Raw genomic sequence first — 23,386 nt, forward strand, 5'->3', positions numbered from 1 at the left:
CACCCGGACCGCGCTGGAGGTGCTGGAGCAGCTGGCGATGGGGAGGTGGATGGAGGCGATTCTGGCGGCGGACGAGCGGGTCGAGGGGCGGGAGGAGGGCAGGCCGGTCTCCAAGGTGCCCGTCGAACAGGCACGCCGCGAGGCCGAAAGATTGGTGGGCATGCTGCCGGCCGCGGTGTCCACTGTGGACGAGTGGTTGCGGCAGACCCTGCACGACGGGCTGGTGTCGATCATGACCGATCACATCGCCGACGGGAGGAACCCCCGTGTCGCCTGGCACCTTCGGGATGTCGTCCGGCTGCGCGAAGATATGGAGACGTTGCGTGGTCCGGCGGAGACCGCGCATTACACCCGGACCGCGTTGGCGATCCTGGGGCAGGTCCGGCAGGAGAACACGAACGAGCAGCCCGCGACCGCCGATCCGGCTCCGGCCGACGTACGGTCGACGGCCCAGCGGGAGTGGGAGAAGTGGAAAGAGCAGGTCAACGCCGCCGGGGACCGGGTACGGCAGCGTGAGCAAACCGCGCCGCAGGCGGTGACGTCCGCCCGGCAGGTGGTCCAGTCGCTGATCGGTGCGCTGCCCCCTGCGGCGGCCGGCGCGGACACCGCGGCCCGGCAACTCGTCCACGACGGCCTCGCGACGCTGTTGACGGACCGGATCTCCGCAGGCGCGTCTCCTCGCGAGGCCTGGGACGATCCGGATGTCACGCGGCTGCGTGGCAAGGCCGAGGACTTGCGGGATCTGTCGGGCGTCCGTACGCACTACACCGGTGTGCCGCTGGCCCTGACCAGGTTGCAGTCAACGGTCGCCGTGCCCGAGCCAGTGGATCCGGCCGCCCGCGAATGGCTGGGCTTTGAAGAGCCTTCGACACCTTCCCCGGTGCCGACCGAGACGGCACGCGGGGGCCTGATCACCGACGACTCGAATGAGCCGTCAGGCGACGACGACAGCCTCTATGCGGACGAAGACGTGCTCAGGCGCCAGGCCGACGGGCGGTACGTCACGGACCTTCAGGAGCCGGCCGAGTGGATGAGCGAGCCTGGCCCCGAAGGCGGATCCACTCTGGAACCGGGCAGGCTGCTCGCGGCGGTGGCCGAGTTCGAGGCCCCGATGTCCCGCGACTCCGGGCAGATGGCCCCGGTGGCCGCACTCCGCGAGGAGGCGGCGGCGCTGCTCGGAGAACGTCCGCGTCCCAGGGCGGGTTATGGTCCCGACGCCGCCGAGCAGCAACGGTTGTGGCAGTCGATGACCGACTCGGTGGCACTGGCGTTGTCGCGAGGTTCGGACGCCGAAAGCCTGGCCTCGGAACTTCGGGCCGGATTCGAGCGGCTGGCCGCGTTCGACGACCTCGCCGCATGGGCCGAGACGGAGCTTGCGCGCTTCCAGGAGCGGTTCGACCAGGCCCGGGCCCGCCTGGATGAACGACGGCGGGGCGAACCGCTGCCCTCGGAAGAGCACCAGAGCCGGGACGAGGACCAGCGACGACTGCGGGAACAACTGCACTGGCAGGAGCAGTTGCGCCGCCAGGAGGCGGAGGACCTGCTGGGCGCCCTGCCGCCGACGGTGCCGGGCGGGGTCCCCGAACGAATCCGGCAGGCGTTCCACGACGGCATCACGATGATGCTGACCGACCTGCTGGTCCACGGTGAGCACCCGACCTACGCGTGGACCGAACTGGGAGACGTACGCCAGGCGGCCGAAGCCGTTCGCCTGAGCAGCCGCCGAATGCGGAACGCGGACCGGGAGACGCCGTTCGGCCAGTTCCCCGAGCCGGGCCGCGGGTTCTACAGCGAAGATCTGCAGGAAGCGGACCTGCCGACCTACGACGAAGCGGAGAATGCGGGCAGCAGCACTCGGCACTCCGACGGTGCACCGGTCTACAGCGAGCATCTCGTCGCCGACGAGCCCCCGACCTATGAGGACAGCCTGGCGCAGTTCGACGAGGATTCGCGGTCGTCGCTGGCGCAGCAGGTGGAACAGATGGCCGATCTGCTCACCGAGATCCCGCGGAACGAGATCGTCGCGCTGCGGACGCGGCTGCTGCCCCACGTCATGCCGCCGGAAGGTCTGACCCCGGACGAACTCGCGCGGCGGTTCCCGCTGCACAACCTCATGTTGAGCGCGCTCGCCTATCACACCTTCCTCGATGGGGAACAGCCCGGCGCGGCGTGGGAACGTGCCGAGATGGTCGCGTTGCTCGGCTGGCCGGGCGTCAGCGACATTCTGGGGGCCGCGGCCCGGCGACACGATGTCCGCGACGACGCGCACCACGCCCTTCGGAACATGTTCACCGTCGCGAGGTCCTACGCCGAGGCGCCGCCGGAGACACTGGCCTCCGAGATGCCGGCCGCGCCGCGACCAGAACTCGCTCCAGTGGGGGATTTCGATCCGTCCGAAGTGGACTTCGTCCCGTTGCGTTCGCGTTCCGGCGTGGTGGTGGGCGTGGGGTTCCCGCATTCGGACTGGGAACGAGGCGTGTTGCTGGAGGCGTTCGAGAACCGCGCCGTGTCGCCGGGGGAGTTCAGCGTTCCGTTGCATCACGGCGAAAACGGCTTCTCGGTCCGAACCAGGAGCGGCCGCGTCGTATCGCTGGACGAGCGCTCGGTGGTGCGCTTGCTCTCCGGCATCGCTTTGCCGGGCGACGCGGGCCTGCTGCAACGGTCGTCCCTGGTGTTCCTCAGCTGCCGGGTGAGTAGCCCGCGATACGGCAACCGGGTGGTCACGCTGGCCGAGCTGTTCCATGACGCCGGTTTCCGGGGCGATGTCCACGGTTTCGACACTCGGGTGGAGGTGCGGCGGGACGGGACGGTGCTGCCGTTGGCGGATGGTGTCGAACCCGCGGAGGGCTCCGTGGTCTTCTCCGCACCGCGGACCGGAAATGAAGTGGTCAGCGAGCCGGACGCTGGATCCGGGCCGGGTGACACTTTCTCGTCGGACGGCGGTATCGAGGCCCTGCGGGCGGAACTCTCCGGACAGCGGGTTTTTGCCGTGGACCCCTCGGCGCCGCGAATGTTGACTCCCGCTAGCCGGCACGCTCTGCGGAAGCTGGCCGGCGCTCTGCGGTCCGTGACCATGCTCCAGCGGGCAGACAGACTGGCGGTGCGGGTCGACATCTCGGGTGCGCCGGGGGATGCACAGGTTGTCGCGGATCAGCTGCGGGCGGAGCTGAGCGGCGACCCGGCGCAGCCGAGGGCGGACATCGTGGTCGGCCTGGGGATCTCCGGCCCGGTCACCGTCGAGTTGTCGTTGGACGAGATTCCGAAGGGCTCCTCGTATGAGCCGACGGCGACCACGGCCGGCGGGCTCAGCTTCGATTCGGGCCCCTCCGCGGAGAACGCCACTTGGGAGCGCCTGCATGCCACACCGTCCCGCGAGCGGACCGTGGCCAAACCCTTCCACGTCTATGTCACCGGTCGAGACGGCAAATTCCTTGTCGGCGGCGCGTTGATCGACGGCGCTGCCCTGGCCCGCCATGTCCGGAATTCGCCGGCGTTCCAGGAGCGTGCCGGCAACCCGTCGGTGCCGGTGACCTTGATCGGGGCGGGGGTCCAGGGCATCGAGGCGGCGAAGGAGTTCGCGGAGGCCCTGCGGGGCGACGGGCCGTATCGCAGGGTGACCATCGCGACCGGATGGATCAAACCGGACGAAAAGGGACAAATACACATTTATGGCTCCTATTTGAGGGTTTCGGCGATCCAGCCGGACGACGTGCTTTGGGCGCCCTTCAAAGACGTCAACGGCCAGCTGTTCGGTATGGGCTTCAAGACCGACGAGGATGCCGCTACGGCCTACGCGGCGGACCTGGCGATGACCAGCGACCACAGCCTGCGGACGGTGGTCGAGATCTCACCCGGAACAGACCACAAAAAGCCGACCACCTCGCTGTGGGCCGCGGCCACGGAAGGCATACGGGCCCGTCCCAGGATGCTTTTGCTCAACCTCAGCGGAGACAACTTCTCGGCTCCCTTGTCGAACGGAACCGAGGAGGTCCTCACCCCAGAGGTGACCGCGGAGCTGCTGGCGAAGTCCACCGCGTTTCAGACGCTGAACCCAGGTCCGACGCGGCCGCCGCTGGTGGTGCTCTCGGGGACCGACCGAGAGGAACAAACCCCACTGAGAACGGCGAACAGGCGGTTGCTGGCCAAGCTGCGTGCGCTGACCGGGCCCCGGCTGACCTACGACCTCACCGGTTCGTTCTTCTACGACTGTTTTTCGATGCTGACCGTGCTGCCGGGTGCCGTATTCGCCGAGAGCCCTCCGCCGTCGTTGGCGGAATTGACGCACGTGTCGTGGGACGGCGTGTTCAGTTTTCCCGTTCCCGGTGGCATGCGGGAACCAGCGGCCGAGACAGCGGCCCTGAAGGATTTCGTGGACGCGGTCAAGAGCGGCGCCGCCGATCTCGACGGGGTGTGGGCGAAGAAGCCTTTGATCGTCTCGGTCGATTCCCCGGACGGGACTTTCGCCCGCATCGGCACGAAAACAGGGGCTGTTCTCGAGCTCGACGGCAAGCAACTTGGGGAGATGATGCTGGCCGATCCGGTCTTCCGGCGGCAACTGGAGAGTGACCGGGACCGGCCGGTGGTGCTGGTCGCCCGCAACGGTGGGGCCCGGGTCAACTTCGGACACCTGGGTTTCGACTTCGCGGGAGCGTTGCGGGCGCAGAAGTTCTACACCGATGTCTATTCCCCGGTCGGCGACGTGAAGCTCGAGTCGGACCGGAGGGTCGCGGGCGGCCCGGCCGGGTTCGCGAAGGTGTCCGAACTTCGCGTCGGTGACGTGCGGACCGACGTACTGCGAGACAGGAACGACAAGCCGGTGGCGCTGTTCGTACGGTACCCGGGAGACGCCGCGGACTTCGCACGGGCCGTTACGTGGGCTGAGAACACGACAGCCGATCGGCTGAGGAAGTACCGTGCCGACGCCGCTTCCACCAGGATGAAGTCACCATGGACAGCCGGCACCATCCCGATGTTCGTGTTCCACGGCACCGGAGACCGCGGTTCCCAGGCCATCCGCAAGGACGGAGTGCCCCAACAACTCACCCAGCTGGAGCTGGGCCGGATCGTGCGAAACGATCCCGGTCTGCGAGACGCGCTGGACCGCAGCCTCGGATCCGACTTCCGGTCGCTGGTGTTCGCCGCGCTGAACGGGGAAACGAAGGGGGCAGGCGAGTTCGCCCGGTCGCTGCCTTCCGGCGGCTACTCGCGCGCCGTTCATCATCCCCGGGGCACACTCACGCTCTCTAAGAGCGGGGGCTTCGCCACCTCCGGTGGGACTCTCGAAACCCAGCCCGCCCCGCCCACGCCGGAGGGCGTCGTCGGCTACGCCATGGCCAACGAAAGCCTCGGTGTTCACGGCGAGTTCTTCCCCCTGACGGAGCAGGACGCGCAGAGCATGTTCCTGGCCGCGCGGCACGACTCTCCGGCATGGCAGCGGTACTACTTCCGCCGGGTGAAGGATCAGGCAGACGGCGTGACCGAACGCCACGTCCCGGTGGTCGCCCGGTGGGCGGGGAGCAAGCTACCGGTGTGGTCCTTGGAAGGCCACGGCCACCGGACAGGATTCGCGTTCGCGCTGAAGACCGATCGGCCCTTCCACTTCGGCGACACCGTGCTGGTCAGTGGGGGTATCGCGGCTCAGATCGCGTTCGGCAGTGAGGTGTTCCGTAAAGCCGGCGTCGACCCCACTGCCCCGGTGGCGATCAATCACTGCCTGACGATGGCGGCACCGGGCGCCACGGACGCGACGCCCGCGGAACAGTTCAAGGCCGAGGGACAGCGAACCATGGGCAGAACCGGCCGCGTCTTCGGGGCCACCGACAAGGTCTTTGTCAGCGAGTCGAACGCCAGCCTTTCGGTCGCGAAGTCCGGAGTGTTCGCCGAAGCCCTACCGGACGAGGACCTCGCTCAGGAGGTCGAGCTGGCCGATCTCGCGGCGAACCGGATCGAGCCGGTGGAGATCACTTTCCCGACCACGAGCAAGGCGGTGCCGGAAACCGAGGCCGCGCTGGTGCGCGAGGTCGCACGGAAGGTGGCGCGAGCCTCGGCCTGGCGTCTGCGCAATGGCGTGGAACTGCCGGAGGTGACGATCACCGGCTTCGGCAAGATCGGAATCCTGGGTGCTGCCGGACGCGCCCGGAAGACGGGCAAGGAGCGGGCGAACGCCCTGAACAGAGTGTTCCACGACGAGCTGCGCGCCGAATCCGCGCGCTTGGCCGACCTGGGCCTGGAAATCCGGCCGGAGCAGGTCCGGGTGTCGATCACCGGCGTCGAGACGACGTCCGAAGCCGGGCCGAACGGCAAGATCGAGGTCACCATGCCGCAGCACGAACTCGGTGAGGAAGCCCTTCGTCTGGTCGACACCCACGGCAACAAGGACATCGCCGTTTTCGCGCTCAACAAGGCCTTCGCCCTTCTTGCTCCGGGGCAGGCCGTGAACCCGGCCGCCCAGCCTTCTGGCACCGGTAGGGAGACCTCTTCTTCGAGGGCGATCGACGGGCATGTGACCGCTCGATCCACTATGGACGTGGATTCGATCGGCCAGGTGGAACAGGCCGGCTCGATCGTTTACCTCCAGTCTCGGCCGGGGGTTTCCGGTGGATTGCTGTTGATGGCGGATGGCGCGGACGCCGGGTTCTGGGAGCGGGTCTATGCGTCGTTGCCGGTCGGGCCTGAGGCGGGGGCGCGGCCGTTCTTCGTCTTCGCGACCGCCCACGAGCGCGGGTTCGTCGTCGACGGCGAGGTGGTCGACACGGCGGCTCTGGTCGTGCTGGTCCGGGAAGCCGAGAGTTACCAGGACATGCTCGTGTGGGACCCGGATGCCGAAGTGGTTCTGGTCGTCGATGGCACAGCGGATGTGTCGACGCTCGTGTACGAGGCTGGTCGCTTCGCCGAGCAGTTGAACCGCGGAGAGAAGTATCGGCTCGTATCGTTCTTGTCCGCCGGACCCGTCGCCGATCTGAACGGCACTCCGTATCTGCCGGACGTGGAGGATCGCCGAATCGTCTCTTCGCCACCTTCGCGACTGCGCCCGAAGCCGCAGATCAACGCGCACGGCAGGGAGAGCGGTGCCGTTTTCGCTGCGACCAATCGCGTCCAGCAGGACCACACGACGCGATTCAATGTCCTCGACGGGGACTTCGTCGAGGCGTTACCACCCGGTGAGGTTCCTCCTGCCCGTGTCAAACACGCCGGTTTCGTCCACTCGACACCGAACGCAGTGGGAGGCATTCAGTACGGCACCGGTAGCCGGATAGAGGAGCTACCGGACGACTACCGGGTCGATGGGACCGAAACCGGTGAACCGGAGGTGCTTCCCCCAGCGACGGAAAACTCCCGCTCCGCGCCGGTGCGGGAGTTCTCCGGCTTGGGGCTGACTTCCGGTACCGGGCCCGCCCCCACCACCGCGGCCCCGGCTTCGTCGTCCCGGACATCCTCGTTCGAGTACTTTGTGGACGAGGACCAGGTGCTGCGCGACACGGTGAACGCCGAACTCGGCAGACAGCGCGTTTTCGAGGTGCGCGGCCGGCCGTTGCGTCTGGACGGCCCGGAACCGCAGCAGGAAATGCGGACCTTGGTGGACACGCTGAGAGCGTCCGCCGGATTCCAGCAGGCCGATGGATTGCCGATGCCGCGGGTGACGGTCCGCGGGCTGGGGCCGGGGGCCGAGTTCGTCGCCGCCTTGCTGCGCGCGGGACTCGAGGGCGCCGGGCCCGTGCCGCACGTCCGGACCCTGGCCACCGTGCAGAGCACGATCACTGTCGACGTGGCGGTGCAGACCGCCCCCCGCGGGTCCGTTCATGGGCCCACGGCGTCGTCCGTGGGCGCGATCGGTTTCGATTCGCTGGTCCAGGAGGCGGGCCGCTGGGAGCCGCTGCACCAGGCGATGGAGAGGGAGGGCAAGCGTCGGGCGTTCCGCGTGTTCGCCGAGGGACGTGACGGTGGCTTCATGCTCAACGGCACTGTGGTCGACGGTGCCACGCTTGCGCGGCACGTGCGGAATTCGCCGTGGTTCCGGGCGCTCGCACGGGATCCGAAGGTACCGGTGACGCTGATCGCGGCGGATTTGACACAACCGGATGGCGGTTTGCGGGCGGCGAAGGAATTCGCCGAGGCGTTGCGGGGCGGCGGGCCTTTCCGCACCGTGCTGGCGGCGTCCCAGCCGTTGACCATCGTCGACTCCGGACGGACGGTGCCCCTGCAGGACGGAAGGTTCTCGATGGTCGCGGAGATCCGGCCGGATGATCTCCAGTGGATTCCGCTGAAGGGTGTCGGCAAACGTCAGTTCGGTATGGGCTTCGCTTCAGCGGAACGCCTCGGCCAAGACCTGCGAAGCCGGGGGCTCCTGGTGAACGACCATACTCTGCGCGCCCGGCATGAGGTCTACGCGGACAGCGAAGGCAAGCGGCGGACGCGGACCGCCATGCAGGCCTGGGCATCGGCGACCGACGGGAAGCGGACACGCCCGGTCGTGCTCCTGCTCGACGAGGAGGGCGGCAGCTTCGCCGCGCCACTGAGCGATGGCAGTGTCCGGTATGTGCTCCCCTCGGCAGCGGCGGAACTCGTCTACAAGTCTTCGATGTTCCAGCAGATGACAGGGGGAGGGGTCCGTCCTCCTCTCGTGGTGTTCACCCGGAACCCACTTGTGGGGATCGGAAGGTCGAGCGCGGCCAATGCCAGGCTGCTGGCGAGACTGCGTGAGCTGGCGGGGCCGTGGAAGGCCTACGACTACGCGGGTAAGTTCAAATTCGCCAAGACCATGGTGGTCGAGTTGCCTCGTGGTGCGAAGATCGTCGAAAGCGGCGTGCCCTCCTGGCAGGACGTGACACTCGTGGCGTCGGGATCGGTGTGGGGCTTCCCGGTACCGGGTGGCGCGCTGGAAAGGGCGATGCTGGAGAACTTCGCCGCGGCCGCTGCGAGCGGCCGAGCTGCCCTGAATGGGGTATGGGGTTCGGAGGAGCCACTGATCGTGGCCGCGGACTCACTGGACGGGACCTTCGTCAGGATTTTCCTCGAGGCCGGTGTGCAGCTGGAACTGGATGGCCGTGACCTCGGGCAACTGCTGCTGAGTGATCCGCTGTTCCGGCACGCGCTGAGGACGGACCCGGGGCGGCCGGTGGTACTGGTGGCGCGGGGCGGCGGCAACCGAGTGAACTTCGGCGGCCTGGGCTTCGACCTTGCAGGCGCCTTGCGAGACAGGGGTCTCTACAACGACGTGTTCGCGCCCACAGGTGACGCGAAGCTCGAATCGGGCCGGATCGTCACGGACGGTCAGTCGGACTTCGTGAAGGTGTCGGAGTTGCGGGCCGGGGATCTGCAGACTGCGGTGCTGATGAACGCCGGTGGCGACCCGGTCGCGCTGTTCGTGCGCTTCCCCGGCGACCAGCTGTACTACGCAAGCGCCAAGCGGTGGGCTGAGAGGGCCACGGCGGACCGCCTCCGGACGTTCTTGCTCGCAGACGGCCATGGGGAACCTTACGCGGTGAACTCCCCGTGGCAGGTCCTGCCAGGGTTCCTGCTGACCGGGGTGGACCGGCGCGGTTACCTGGCCATCCGCAAGGACGAGGTGCATCTTTCGCTCACCCCGGCGGAGCTGGTGAAGATCGTGCGCGCAGATCTCGATCTGCGGGAGTTGCTGGGCCGGGGCGTGGCCTCGGTCAAAGACAAGGCGCTGGTGGTCGCTGCCCTGAACGGCAGGGCCACCGGACTCGCCGAGATCGCCCGTGGCATGCAACGCGGTGGCTACTCGCGCCTCGTCTATCGGCCTCCGGCCCGGATCAAACTGTCCATTGACGGTGGGATCACGGTGGATCAGGACGTCTTCGAGGTCGAGGAGCCGCTGGCTCCAACGCCGGACGAGGTCCTCAGCTACGCCATGGCCAGTGACCTTCTCGGTATCCACGGGCAGTTCTTCCCCCTCCACGAGGAAGACGCTCACTACATGTTTTTGGCCGCCTTCAACGATTCCGCGGTGCGGCAGTCGTACTACTTCCGGCGGACGACCGAGCGGGACGCGAGTGGCGCGACGATCACTGGACTGGCGCCCTACCTTGCACCGTGGGCGGGAAGTCCACGGCGACCTTGGTTCCTCGACGGCCATGGCCTCGAAGAGGCGATGCAGGTCGCGCTGAAGACCGATCGGCCACAACACATCGGGGACGAGGTGGCCGTCACCGGGCGGACGGCCGCGCACATCGTGTACGGCAGCGAGATCTATCGGCGGGCCGCGCCGGATACCGAGAGCCCGGTCGTGCTGGGGCAGTGCTCACTGAACTCTCCGGCCAATGGAGCTGTCGGCGCTCCCGCCCTGCATTACGTCGTGGAGTGGCGAAAGCTGGTGCGGAAGCCGGTCAAGGGCTACGGCGCCACCGACACCGTCCATGTGGCGGATACGACCAGCATCCGCAGGTTCAAGGAGAAGGACGGACATTTCACCGAGGCACTCCCGTACGGCGAGGCGTCCGACCCGCCGGTACCCTTGGGTGATCTCGCGGCGAGCAAGATCGGCCCGGTGACGGTCGGCTTCACCGGTGACGGCGGGACCCTGGCCGGAATTGAGATCGAGGACGTACGTGACGCGGCCCGGCGGGTGGTCAGGGCGGCGGCGTGGCGGCACCGGAACGGGGTCGCTCTCCCCGACGCGACGATCACCTGGTTCCAAAGCCGGGACAGCGCGGATAGCGTCGTCGCGGTATTCCGGGCCGAGGTGGAGTCGGAAGTACTGCGGATGGCCCGGCTGGGCCTGCCCGTCGACCCCGACGACATCGTCACCCGCGTCGTTCCGGCCGAGATGTCCCCGCGCACCGGCGTGGATGCGAGCACCCCGCGCCGCGTGACACTCGACATCGTGCTCCCGCCTGCGGAACTCGGGGAGTGGGAGATCGCCCGGACGGCCACGGACTCGAGTGAGAAGGCCATCAGGGCGCTCAACAAGGCGTTCGCCCTCCTCGTACCGGGGCAGCCGGCGAACAACTCGGCCGTGACCGGGAGCGCGCCGACCGAGCATGTCCGTGGATCCCGGACGGACGTCGGCTCAGACAGCGCCGCTCAGAAGCCCCTGGAGCGTCACGACTCCGCCTTCGACGAGGACGTCGTCCTGAACCGGCGGATGGAAGGACTGCGGCAGTTCGCGAATCGGCGGGCCGAGCAGATGAACTCCGTGGCTGAGCCTGAGAACAAGGGAGCGCGGCTGCCGGAGGAAGCTTCCACCAGCCGTGACACACCTTGGGGATCCGAGGTGGACGACCTGGCGGCCGAACGTGGCGCCTTCCGGCGCGTCGACGTACCGGAGCTCGTCATCGAGCAACAGCCGGCCGAGACCGGCCTGGCCCGGGAGCAGACGGGTGCGCTGGCGGAGCAGGCGCGTTCCCTGGCCGAGCACGCCTTCATCCGGGCCGCCCAGGGTTTCGCGCCGCCGGTGGTCACGCTGCGCGCGGGTGACAACGCCGACTTCGCGGCACAGGCGGCGCGGGTGCTGACAGGTGCCATCACCGAGCACGCGAGCAGGCTGAGCGGCGTTCCGACCACTGCTGCCGACCTCGGTGTGGTCCCGAGCCTCGAATCGACGCCGCCCTCGCGTCCGGGCACGGTCGAATTACGGGTGGACTGGGAGCTGCGCGGTCCCGGGCATCAGACACTCGGGAAGACCGGGCCGGAACGGCTGGTAAACGCACCGACCATCACCACCGAACTGCTGCCCGCGAAACACCCGATCCTCGACGACCCTGCCTGGGCCCACAGCAAGGCGCCTACCGCGGATTGGATGACCGACCCCGAACCGGTGACCAGGATGGAACTCGACGCCGCTCGCTCGCGGGCCGTCCCGGTCACCGTGTTCGGCGAGGACACCGGGCCGACGGTCATGGAGGCGGCGCCGCGGCCCGCGGCGGGCCGGTGGCGGCACCCGATCGCCTATGACCACGGCCGGTACGAGGTGTCGCCGGGCAAATGGGTGCAGGAGTACACGGTCCGGTTGAACTTCGTGGCGCCCGCCCGTTTCGACGTGAACGGCTATGTCGAACACGCGCAGGCCGGGCTCGACAGGCTCTACAACCATCAGCATCGCCTGCCCAGCGGAGATGCCTTCCACTTCCGGGTGGTTCACGATCCCACCGACGCGGCGCACGCGACGATCACCGTCGGCCCGGACGGCGGCAAGACCGACCAGTTGCACTGGGCCGCGGACATCGACGAATTCACGGTGGCCCACGAACTCGGTCACTTCGTCGGCGTCTATGACGAGAACGTCCGCCGCGGCCCCGCAGGCACTCCCTGGGTGTTCCGGAGCGCATCGTCGGACCGGGTGGTCGCCGACGACGGTCTGTTCACCGTGCATCTGAAGAACTTCTTGAAGGAACTGCGGGAGAACGGCCGTACCGACCTCGCCGAACCCTCGCTGAAGCCCCGCAATCTCTGGCTCGTGGAAAACCGGGCGAGGGCCTTGGGTGCGACGATCGACGTGCCGTCCGGTCGTCCGCTGCCCTACGACGACACGGCGCCTGTACCGGAAGCGCCCCGGCGGTCTCACGACTCCGGCGAGGGGCCGTCGTCGCCTGAGGACGGCGGCTCTCCGGCGAAGAAGGTCAGGTTCACCGCACAGGTGAAGACCTTCGACGGTGGGCCGCAAGCGGTCGGCGCGGTGCTCTTTTCCACCGACGAGGCCGAACTGACGCAATGGAGACGGATTTACGACGAATTGCCGGAGCTTCCGATCAACGGCCTTCGCAACCCATTCTACGTTTTCGTCACCGCGCGCGACGGGGGATTCGACGTCAACGGGCGACTCGTCGACGGGACCGAACTCGCCTCGTATGTGAGCCGGGACCAGAAGTACCGGGTCGCGCTCGCGGCGGAACCCGACCTGCCGGTGAGCGTGATCGGTGTCGATCCCACCCGGCCCGGCGAGTCCGATCGGGCGCTGCGGGAGTTCAGCGATGCCCTCCGCGGCGAAGGTCCATTCCGAGAGATGTTCGCGGCGGACCTTCCCGCGTCGGAGCAACCGCAGCACGGCGGTTTCCACCGCATCTCCCGCCCCCGGCTGGAAGACCTGAACTGGAAGCGGCTGGTCGACGCGCACGGACGGAACTACGGGGTGGGCTTCCCAGCGAGCAAGCGGTCGGCGGAGCGCATGGAGTCGGGCGCGCTCCGAGCCACGGATCACGCTCAGCGCGTGATCGCCGGACGCCCTGACGACGTCTCGGCCGCCCACTCTCGTGAGATAGAGGACGAGAAGTTGGTCGAGACGGTCGCGAACTGGGCCGGTGCCACCGAGGGTGACCGCGCACGGCCGCTGCACCTGCTGCTGGACAGCGATGACGGCAGGATCCTCGTGCAGTTCACGAACGACCTCGAGATGGAGCTGACGGAGACCGAAGCCGCGGAGCTGGCGCTGGCGACCGACGTGTTAGCGCGCGCGAGCGAGCAGGAGATTCGGCGGCCGCTGGTCGTGGCCATCAGCGAAACGACCGGAATCAGCGATATCCATGACCCTGCCCCCGGCATCCTATCGGCGCTGAAGGCACTGTCGGGCCCATGGCAGAGCTACTTCTTGACGGGCGCGGTGGTGCTCGACAAGAGAGCCGGCTTCCTGAGCGTGCCGGAGGGTGAGGGGTTCACCCGAACCCCCTTGACCCTCGGCGACGTCGACCACGTGGGTTTCGGCTCGGTCTTCGGCTTCCCCACCGGGCCGGATCGCGCCGCCGTCGCCGACACCCTCCGGCGGTTCGCCGAGGCGATCGCCGCGGGAACGGCTCGGATCGCCGGCGAGTGGGGCGACCGTGAGCCGATCTTCGTCTCCCTCGACGGCGCGATCGGCCACGCGAAGGTGGGACTGCCGAACGGGCCGCACGCGGAGGTCGAAGGCGGCGACCTGGGGGAACAGCTGCTGTCGGATCAGGCTTTCGTGCGCTTGCTGCGCGACGAGCCCGACCGGCCGATCGTGCTGGTCTCTTCGTACGGCGCAGTCCGGAAGAACTTCGGCGGGCTGGGCTTCGACCTCGCGGGTGCCCTGCGCGCGGCCGGCTACTTCCCGGACGTCTACGCGCCGACCGGAGGCGCCTGGATCGAAGCACACGGCATCACCCGGCAGACCGGTTCCACGTTCGAACTCGTCTCAGGCTGGCGCGCCGGCGATCTCTTGACCACCACGCTGAGGACTGACGACGGCTCCATCGTGGTCAAGGTGATGCGTTCCCCCGATGACGGAGACCTTCTCGAGCAACTGACGACCTGGATCAGCGAGGCGAGCAGCGACTCCCTGCAGGTCTTCCTCGACCAGCACGGTCGGCAGCAGAAGGTGCCGTGGAACCTAGACGCGCCGCCGGTACTCATCGTCGGTCGTCGCGGCCCTGGCGACAGCTACTCGGTGACCCGCAGCGACGGGGCCGCCGTCACCGTCTCGCAGAAATCGCTCGGTGAGGTGCTGAGCGACGACGAGGGGTTGCGGACGGACATGGGCGACCGCGGCTCGCCCCCGTTCCTGTTGGTCGGTGTCGGGGGCAAGCCGCTTCCGCTCGGGGACTTCGCCGCCGCGATGGCGGAGGGTGGCTACTCGCGCACCATGTACCGCCCGCTCGGTGATATTTCGTTCGCGGAGCCAGGAAAGCTCACCCTCGCCAGGAAGGGCCTCGAGACACTCGCCGCCATCCAGCCCGGGCCCGGACAGCTGCTCAGCTACCCGGTGGTGCGATCCGACGGCGTGGTGCACGGACAGATCTTCCCCGCTGACTCCATGGACTCACCCTGGTTCGCGTTGCACGGCCTGAACTTCGTCAGTGAGAAGCCGAGGACGTATTTCCGGAGGCTGCAAGGGCCAGGGCCGAACCCGCTCGACGAGGAGGTGGAAGCGCCTTGGGCTGGACGGGACCCGTGGCTGATCCACGGCCACGGCTCCCGCGGGGGGCTGGTCTTCGCGATGACCACCGGACGGCCGCACGTGCGCGGTGACCTGCTCGTGCTGAAGGGGCGGGAAGCGGCGCGGGCGTTCTACGCCAGCGAAATCTTCGTGACGGCGGGAGTCGGGCCGGAGCGATCGATACTGCTAGCCCACTGCAAGAGCAACGCCACCTCGGACGGTCCAGTGTCGGTGGCCTACCGGATCAAGCAGTCGTGGGAGGAGGACTTCCGGCCGGTGACGATGTTCGGCTCCGACACGGATGTGCTGACGAACACGACAGGGAAGAGCATGGCGGACGGCGGTCGGTTCTCCGAAATCGGCGCCGATCCCGACGCGGCGCAGCCGGTCGTCGGTTCGGGGCCGGGCGGTACTGGGCCGACCCGCCGCATGGGCGGCCCCGAGCGCGGTCGCGAATCCGAGCCGGACGGGGAGCCCGAGCCGGTGGACACGGTGCCCGAGGTGGGGCTTGCCGACGTTCCGGAACTGATCGGGCGGTTGTCCGGTCAGTTCGCTCAGATAAGGCGACATCTGGCGGTGTTCCCGCCGGACTTCGTACCGGAGGTCCGAGCGAGGGTTGAGTGGTGGACTCAGAACCTGGCCGGAATGGAGATCTCCGAGCAGGACATACCCGAGCTGATGAACCGGTTGGCCGATGCCCGGACACTGAGAACCGAGCTGCGAGACATCAGGCTGATGGGCCTGGTCCAGATCTACGAGGCCGCAGCGGTGAAGATCGAGGACGATGCCAGCCCGTTGACCTTCTATCCCGAAGGTATTCCGGGTGGAGTGAGCAGCAGACCGGACGCGAGGTTCGGCTTCGAAGTCGAGTTCCAGCTGCTGAAGGGCGATTTCGACGAACTGGTCCAGAGCCTCGGCCGGAAATTGGAGGAAGCCGACTATCTCGAGTGGAATGACGGCGCGCTCTTCAGCGACAAGTATGCCACCACGCTGGACAAATGGGCGTTGAAGATGGAACTGGCACACGATAGGGGTGCGGAGGTCGTCTCGCGGATCCTGCCTGGTGTGCCGGGCAGCTGGTCGGAGCTGCACGACGTGCTGGGGATCATCCGCAGTCACGGGGATGGTGATTCGCCGGACGCCAAGCGCACCGGCGGACACGTCAACTTCAGCTTCGAGCAGCAGCTCGACCTCCCCGTTTACGGGCGAGTGGCGCAGCTGAACAAGGCGTTCGAGAGCCTGCTCTACCAGCTGGGAAACCACCACGGCAAGACCGCCCCCCAGCGAAAGTTGGAAGCCGTAGGTCCCAACCCGGTTCCGCCGGATATCGCCTCGATCACCACGGACGGGGCGGTCCAGGCGCTGTGCAGCAGCAAGAAAGACGCGATCAGCTTCGAAACGATCCTCGACGAACCCGACGACCGCTTGGAGTTCCGGTTCTGGGCGGGAAGCCTCGATCCGGCGGTGTGGCAGATCCGCGCGGAGATCTCGGCGGCGATGGTGCTGGCCGCACAGGACCCGTCGATTTACCGTCGCCTCGACGAGCTGATGACCGAGCCGAGGCTGCTCGGCCATGATCCACAGTCCAGCACCAGGGAGGAGCGGCTGGGCCTCCTGCTGGACTTCCTGGAGCTGCTGCCCTTGAGCCCGGCCGCGCAGCAGCTTGCTGTGGGACTGTTCGCCTGGACGGCGCCGTGGAAGCTGGAGGGCGACAACGACCACCAGCTTCGTGCGCAAACGGTCACGGGTCATGGCGGGCTCGGGTGGTTGTTTCCGACGTGGGGGGAGAGCGTGCGTGATGCCGTGCGCACCATCAAGCAGATGCCGGAGTATCTCGGTGCGCAGATCGTCGCCGCCACGATCACCCCTGGTCAGGACACCGTGGAAATGTGGCGGCGCGAGCCCGTGCCGTTCGAAGGGTTCGCCAAGGCGCTCTCGGCCCGAGGCGTGCTGGACCCAGCCGTCTATCTCGTCCCGGACGAGATAAGTCTCGACAGCCACCTCGTGCTGGCTGTCCAGTACGGAGCCCGGCTGGGCGCGGCGGTCGTTCAGGAGCTGGAGGTACCGGTTCTGGTGACCAACGGCCGGGCGCGGATCACTGAGGACGGCCGTCTCGAAGCCGACTCCGGATGGATCCAGCTCAGTCCGCAAGAACCGACCATGGTGCACACCGGCGTCACCGATCTCCAGCAGGCGCTGGACCTCGTGCGGGCGCTCGCGGCGGAGCACCGGCCGGTTCCGACCACCGCCCAGCCGGGGAGGCACCCGGACGTGAGTCCGTCCTTCCCGCTGTCGGCCGACACCGGCACAGTTCCGGCCAAGGTGACGGCACCGATGAACGAGCCGTCCACGACCGCGGCGCCGGTGCCCGCGGACGAAGTGACCCCGGAGGACATCGAATGGTCCACGCTGAAGAACGCGCACGGCCAGGAGAACGTGATTGCGAGCATCGGTGGTGAGGCAGCCGAAGAGCTGACTCAGGTGATCCACCGGAACACCGAGCACACCGAGCGGCTCCTCGGGCTGTACGCCGATGACGGGGAGGGGGGCAAGCGGATCATCGAGTCCACAGTGGACTGGCCAGGTGATGTCAGTCCGCTGCGGCTGATGCTCTCGGCGAGTGACGGCCGGTTCTGGGTACCGTTGCGCGACGGGCGTCACTCGCTGCTGCCCCCGGAGCAAATGGCGGAGTACGTGGCAGCGAGCGGGCAGTTCCAGCGAGTGACCGCCGGCGCGATGCGCCCGCCGTTGGCTGTGATCACCAGGGACATCTCAGAGAGGCCGGGAGACCGTTCGGTCAACGAGGCGTTCCTGGCGAAGCTGATCGAGCTGACCGGCCCGTGGCAGTCCCGTCATTACCTCGGCGAGTACGGGGTGGACGACTTCGGTGTGATGATCTTCGACAAGCCTTTCACCGCCGGTCCGCCGCTGACGCTGGCCGACGTGCGGTACTCCACGTCCGGCCTCGCCTTCGGGTTCGGTGATCTTCCCGCTTACACCGACGAGCGGGACCCGCTGGTGGTGGGACTGCGCGGGAACGAGTCCTCGGCGCTGCTGGAGCTGTCGAACGGCAAGTTCACCCACGTGGGTGGCACAGAGCTGGGCCGCATGCTTCTGGCGAACAAGGACTTCCGACGGCACCTGGAGGCGGGCCGTCCGGTGGTGCTGGACACCGACGCCCCCGACGTCCGGGTGAACTTCGGCGGGGTGGGCTTCGATTTCGCCGGTGCCTTGCGTGAAGCGAACTTCTTCAACGACGTCCAGGTGCGGGCCGCGGACGGCACGGTGACGCTGGTGTCCGTTCCGCGCGCGGGAGACTTGAAGACGGTGCCGATCATCGGCCCGAAGGGCACGCCGATCGGGGAGTTCGTGCGTTTCCCCGGTGACCGGGAGACCCTCGCCCGGGTGCGTCGCTGGGCGAAGAAGAACTCCGGTCCTTTCACCGTTTTCCATGACGACGAAATGAAGTATGTGCCGTGGCAGAAGCGCCCCGTGCTGCTGTTCGCGCAGCGCGGCGAGACAGGCTACCGGGCGCTCCGCAGGGATGGCGAAGAACTGGAGCTCACCTCGAGTGTGCTGGCCCAGTCGCTGCGTGACGGACAGGGCCTGCGCGAGATACTGGGCACCCAGAGCGGGGATCAGTACCAGGCAGGAGAGGCAATCCCGGTCATGCTGGCGAGCCTGGGTGGCCCGGCGGTCGGCTTGGCGGAGTTTGCCGCAGGTTTCGTTCCAGGCGGTTACTCACGCTCCTTCTACGGTCCGGAGGGTCAGCTCAAGTTCGGGCAGGACGGTGTGCTCAAGCTGGCCGGTACCGGATTCCAGCGGATCGCGCCGATCGTGCCCGGCCCGCAGCACTTGGTCAGCTACGAACGAGCGAACGCGAAGCTGGGCACGCATGGCCAATTCTTCCCGTCGCAAAAGTTCGACCGTGCCAAGCTGTCGGCGAACGCCGCCTATGAGGACGCGGTTCACCAGCACTTCTACTACTCCGCCACCGAGACATCGGACGGTCAGGGCGTCCACCGGCAGAAGTATGTCGCCTACCTGACACCACTCAAGCCGGACGCCGGTCGGCCGTGGGCCAACATGGTGCACGGCAACCCAGGCACCGGTTTCACCTTCTCCATGCACACAGGGCGCCGTGACGGCTCCGGCGACCGGGTCCGGCTCGCCGGGGAGCCGAGCGCCGCCGCGATCCACGGCAGCGATGTGTTCCGCCGGGCCCAGCCGGGCGTGGGCACCCAGCAGGTGATGCTCAGTTGCTGGGCTGACGCGACCCCTGGGGAGGGCGGGGACAGCTCGGCGGTCCAGCTCAAGAGGGCTTGGGGCCAGCGACAGCCGCTGACATCGCTGATAGCCGCGGACAACGTCGTCTACTTCCATTGGGGCGGGAGGCGAATCGTCGCGAAGGGCGGGCATTTCCGTGAAGTCGGAGTTCGGGCCGAGCCGATTCCGTTGAGCGACCTGGCGGCCGGTCGGATCGCGGAGGCGGCCGTCTTCGGCGACGGGGACAATCCGGACCTGCGGCGGGTGGCCCGCCAGGTAGCGAGGGCGGCCGCGTGGCGGGCGCGCAACGCCGCCGCACTGCCCATCGTCGAGATCGTCGGTTACGGCTATGACATCGAGGAGGGGCTGGAGCGGGCGGACGACATCCTGCCGGTGTTCCGCGACGAGTACCGCCTCGAGCAGACGCGGCTGGCGGGGCTGGGGTTGCCCGCCCCGGACGTCGAGGTCCGGCTCGCAGGCGCCGCGTACGCGGATCTGATGAACGACCTGCCGGACTCCGAGGGTGTGATCAAGGTCGAGCTGCCTGCTCACGAACTGGGTGAACAGGCGTTGGCCACCGGCGACCACGCGGCGATCTCCGCGGCGTTCGCCGCGCTGGTCCCTGGCCACCGACAGGGCGACCCGATCTCGGCGAAGACCGCGCCGACGCCGGTCATCACCATGGGACCGTCGGCTGAGCGGGCGGTCGAACTGGTGCGCCGTCTCGACCTGACCGGGTCCATGCGCGACGTCGGTATAGAACGTGACGAACCGTCCGCGGAGCGCCGCCACAACTGGGCCGGGCGTGATCGGCTGCCTGCGGTTCCGCCGTTGCCCGAACTGCTGGCGCTGCCTCGGCTGGTGCACTCTGCGTGGTTGCGCGGCGGCCTGCGCACGGCCGAGGCGACGGCGAGGTTCCGGAACAACCTCGAACACGCCGTACGGGTGGCCGCCGATCGGTGGCATGTCGTGCTTTGGACCGATGTCACCCGCGAGAAGCTTGTTCGCGCGCTGCGGCCGCTGACCTCCGTCCGCCACGACGTCGAAGACGCGGACGAACTGGCCGAGATCGCCGACCTCTACGGCTGGGCACGGCGCGCGGGCATCGCGTTGGTGAACATCCAGCAGGGGCTCGAAGCGGCGGAGCTCGCCCGCGACACCTCGCGGTCGACCCCATCCGTGTCGGACGAGGACACCGCCGGCGAGATCCTGTCCCGCTTCGGTGGCGTGTACCTGCCTCCGGACTACCGCGTCGACGACCTGGAACCCGCCGAGAACGTGGTGCGTACGCCCACCGGATGGGCGGGGGACGGCCAGGTCCTGGCGATACCCCAGAGGCACCCGGCTGCCCAGCTCTACCGGCGGCCTCTGCCGGGAATGGAAGTGCCTCCGTTACGCGGCTTCACGCCCGTCGTGCCGTCGACACCGGCCGGCACTGTCCCGGAGACCGACCCTCCGGGCGTGGAGACACCGGCCACCCCCGGCTCGGATTTGCCGGTGAGCCTGAGCGAGCAGGTGCTGCGGGCGCTCCTCGACGGGCTCCGCGACCACCCGGGTCATCTGGACCTGGCCGCCGTGGCCGCACTGGTGGAGGGCTCCCCGGAAGCCGGCGAGGTATGGACCACGGTGCTCGCCTTCCTCGCGGCGGATCCGGGACTGGCCACGCAGGTGCGCACCGTGACCCTGCAGTCGGTCGACGAGTCAGGAGTGCCTCGTCGCGTCGTTCTCCCGCCTCTGGCGGCCGAGCTTCTCCACCTCGCCGAGGAACCGCCCGTCTCGCCGACCCCCGGCGAATTCACCTATCGGGCGGAATTGACCCGCCCGGCGTGGTTGCCTATCAGCCGGAAAGCACACCCGACAACGAAGGAGGATCATGGTCGCCATGACTGAGACCACGGACAGCACACAGGCGGAAGGTCCGCTGGAGAACTGGTTCCTGCTGATGGATCCCGCCTGGCGCCCGGCCTCGGAGAACGACCCGCCGCCGATCGAGGCCGTCGTCGGCCTGTGGCCGGTGGAGGAGGAAGGGAAACTCGGCAAGTTCCGCGCCAACCCGGACTACACGCCGACCGACGAGAATTCGCCGTCGGATCCGCTGGACGCGGTGCTGCGCCTGGTCCTGCAGGGCCGGGCCGAGGCCGAGCACATCCAGCTGATGCTGCGTGACACGTTGTTCGACATCGCGATGAACGGCGACGGCAACCCGCTGATCACCAAGTCCCCGGACGACCTCCTCTGCGTCATCGTGGCCACCGGTGAACCGCACCGCCAGCGGCTCGCGTCGCCGGACTGGCGCCGGATCGACCTCGGCGAGCTGGTCGAACTGCTGGCTGACGAAATCGACGTGCTGTTCAACCCGGCAGGCCCGGCCGCGGTGCGCTTGAGCGGTGAATTCATCCGCGAGACGCTGGAGCTGGATGACGACCAGGTCGCCGCGCTCTACGCGAAGAGCAACCAGGACGCTTCGGGGCTGCGCGTCGTCATGTGGGAGCCTACAGCGGAAGGAGCGGATGTCCCGAAGGCGCCCGAGCCGCGTCCGGACGCGCCCAAGGCCGAATAGGACACTCGACGACATATTCGTCTTTCTTGATAAGTTGCTGTGGCATTTAGTCCTCTGGTTGCGGTACATGCACGCGCAAGTATCGCAACCAGAGGACTAAATGCTTCCCTGCTTGAAACGGCACCTGTCCTGGGTTGGCGGTCGCACTGAGTATTCCCCGGATAACTGATCGGGTGTGGAAATACGTCTGAATGGCGGTGGCTCATGCGCGCCCGTTGCGAAAGCATGCAACGGGCGTCGAAAACGAGGGTTTCCTCAGGCTGACCAGTACGTAACGACAACAAAAGGCGGGGCATCGTGCGATCAGAGGGGCATGGCCATCGAACCGCGGAAAGCGTGTGGCCGGAACTGGCGGCCGGAAACGGCGAAGGGGGCGCCCCGCCCATGCCGCTGGGTGTGCTGATGCCGAGCCTGGAACTGGCGAGCTGGCTGGACCGCTACGTGGACCGGATCGTACGGGCCGACACCAAGGCCGACGACGCGCTCGCCAGTGAGCAACGGGTGGACCTCATGGTCGGCCTCGCGAAAGCCGCGGAGGCCCTCCGTGCTTCGGCGCGGTGTGATCCCGAATCCGCCGAGCACGAGCTGCGTTCGGCGCTCGAACTCATGCGGGGGATCGACTTGGATCGATTTGCGCTTTTCGCCCACTAGAGCCCGGGTAGGCCTTCTCTTAGTACCTGCGGCGCTTCTTGCGTGATGCCAGGTTTGAAGTACATGAAGGCCCCCTGCCTGTACCTAGGCGCAAGGAAGGGGGCCTTCATGTACTGGGGAAGGCGTGAAGCTCACGGACCTTCCGAATCGCCACTCACGACCCTCCTGCGAAAACGTACATATAGGCATCAACCGGATGTCTGGCCGCAGAGTAGAGTCCCTTATGGACAGTCGAGAGCTGAGGGGCCTTCACGTACTGTCAGTGCCCGCTCACTCGGGCAGCATTCGCCGACGGAAGTCCCGAATCGTTTCGGGTGCGCTGTGTGAAATAGCGGCACGCACTAGACAGGGAACCATGTCAGCCGGCGACGTCACAGCAGCGCATCCCGATCGGGTCGACTGCGTTCTCGATGCGCAGCACCCGTACTTCTATCTCAGCGAGAACACCGCGCTGATCAACCCCGGGGTCTCCACCTGGACCGGCATGGTCACCGCGTCGAGTGGAAAGCTGAAGCTGCAGGTGCCGTGGACCGCGACGCGGGTGCGGGTCGTCACCGAGGTTCACCCCGGCAGACCGGAAGACGTGATCGGACTCTACGACGATGTCATCGAGTTCGGCTACTGGTCCGCGACCGGACTCGCCGCGGTGCTGGACTGGTCGTGGACACTGGCCAGTCCGCTGAACCTGCAGCCGGGCGGAGCGGGCGACTACCGCCTTCGCTATCATGTGCGGGACTCGTCCCACGGAGCCGCGGATCCCGGAAGCGGACGAGGTGCGGTGGCGGAAGCGTTGATTCAGCTCTGGCCCGCGAAACTCGGCGGCAAGGAAGAGCTGCGGATCACCGGCGCGCTCGGAAACTTCTGGCATCCCGGGTCGCGACTGAAGAGCGTCTGGAACGGCTGAATACGCCCGTCACTGCCCGAGCACACCCCTGCTGTACGCAGTTCGGACATAAATAGCGGACTTCGCTGGTCTTCGTCCGGCCCGGCTCCACAGACTGCGATTACTCGCTCAAGTGGACTCCGGAGGTGAACGTGAAGCGTGCCCCGTTGTCTGT

4 protein-coding genes (1 of these 4 only partly in view) are annotated in these 23,386 nt (G+C 67.7%); all 4 read left to right on the top strand.

Features of this window, described 5'->3' with window-relative positions:
- On the top strand, nucleotides 1-21,007 hold the 3' portion of the coding sequence (locus ACIRGA_RS06705) for a hypothetical protein (protein ID WP_400937760.1). It extends 20,477 nt beyond the left edge of the window; the window shows 21,007 of its 41,484 coding nt (coding positions 20,478-41,484); the start codon falls outside the window, past its left edge; its stop codon occupies nucleotides 21,005-21,007.
- Entirely contained in the window at nucleotides 21,000-21,677 is a 678-nt protein-coding gene (locus tag ACIRGA_RS06710; RefSeq protein ID WP_400937389.1) for a type VII secretion system-associated protein, read from the top strand. Before ACIRGA_RS06705 ends, ACIRGA_RS06710 begins: the two co-directional genes overlap by 8 nt.
- Nucleotides 21,678-22,061: 384 nt before the next feature.
- Nucleotides 22,062-22,328 (top strand): hypothetical protein, encoded by a 267-nt coding sequence (locus tag ACIRGA_RS06715; protein ID WP_400937391.1) that lies wholly within the window; start codon nucleotides 22,062-22,064, stop codon nucleotides 22,326-22,328.
- Between the two features lie 355 nt (nucleotides 22,329-22,683).
- Nucleotides 22,684-23,232 (top strand): hypothetical protein, encoded by a 549-nt coding sequence (locus tag ACIRGA_RS06720; protein ID WP_400937393.1) that lies wholly within the window; start codon nucleotides 22,684-22,686, stop codon nucleotides 23,230-23,232.
- Nucleotides 23,233-23,386: the final 154 nt, after the last annotated feature.

Origin of the sequence: Amycolatopsis sp. NPDC102389 (genome assembly GCF_044765885.1) — a bacterium.
In the GTDB taxonomy this organism is placed as follows: domain Bacteria; phylum Actinomycetota; class Actinomycetes; order Mycobacteriales; family Pseudonocardiaceae; genus Amycolatopsis.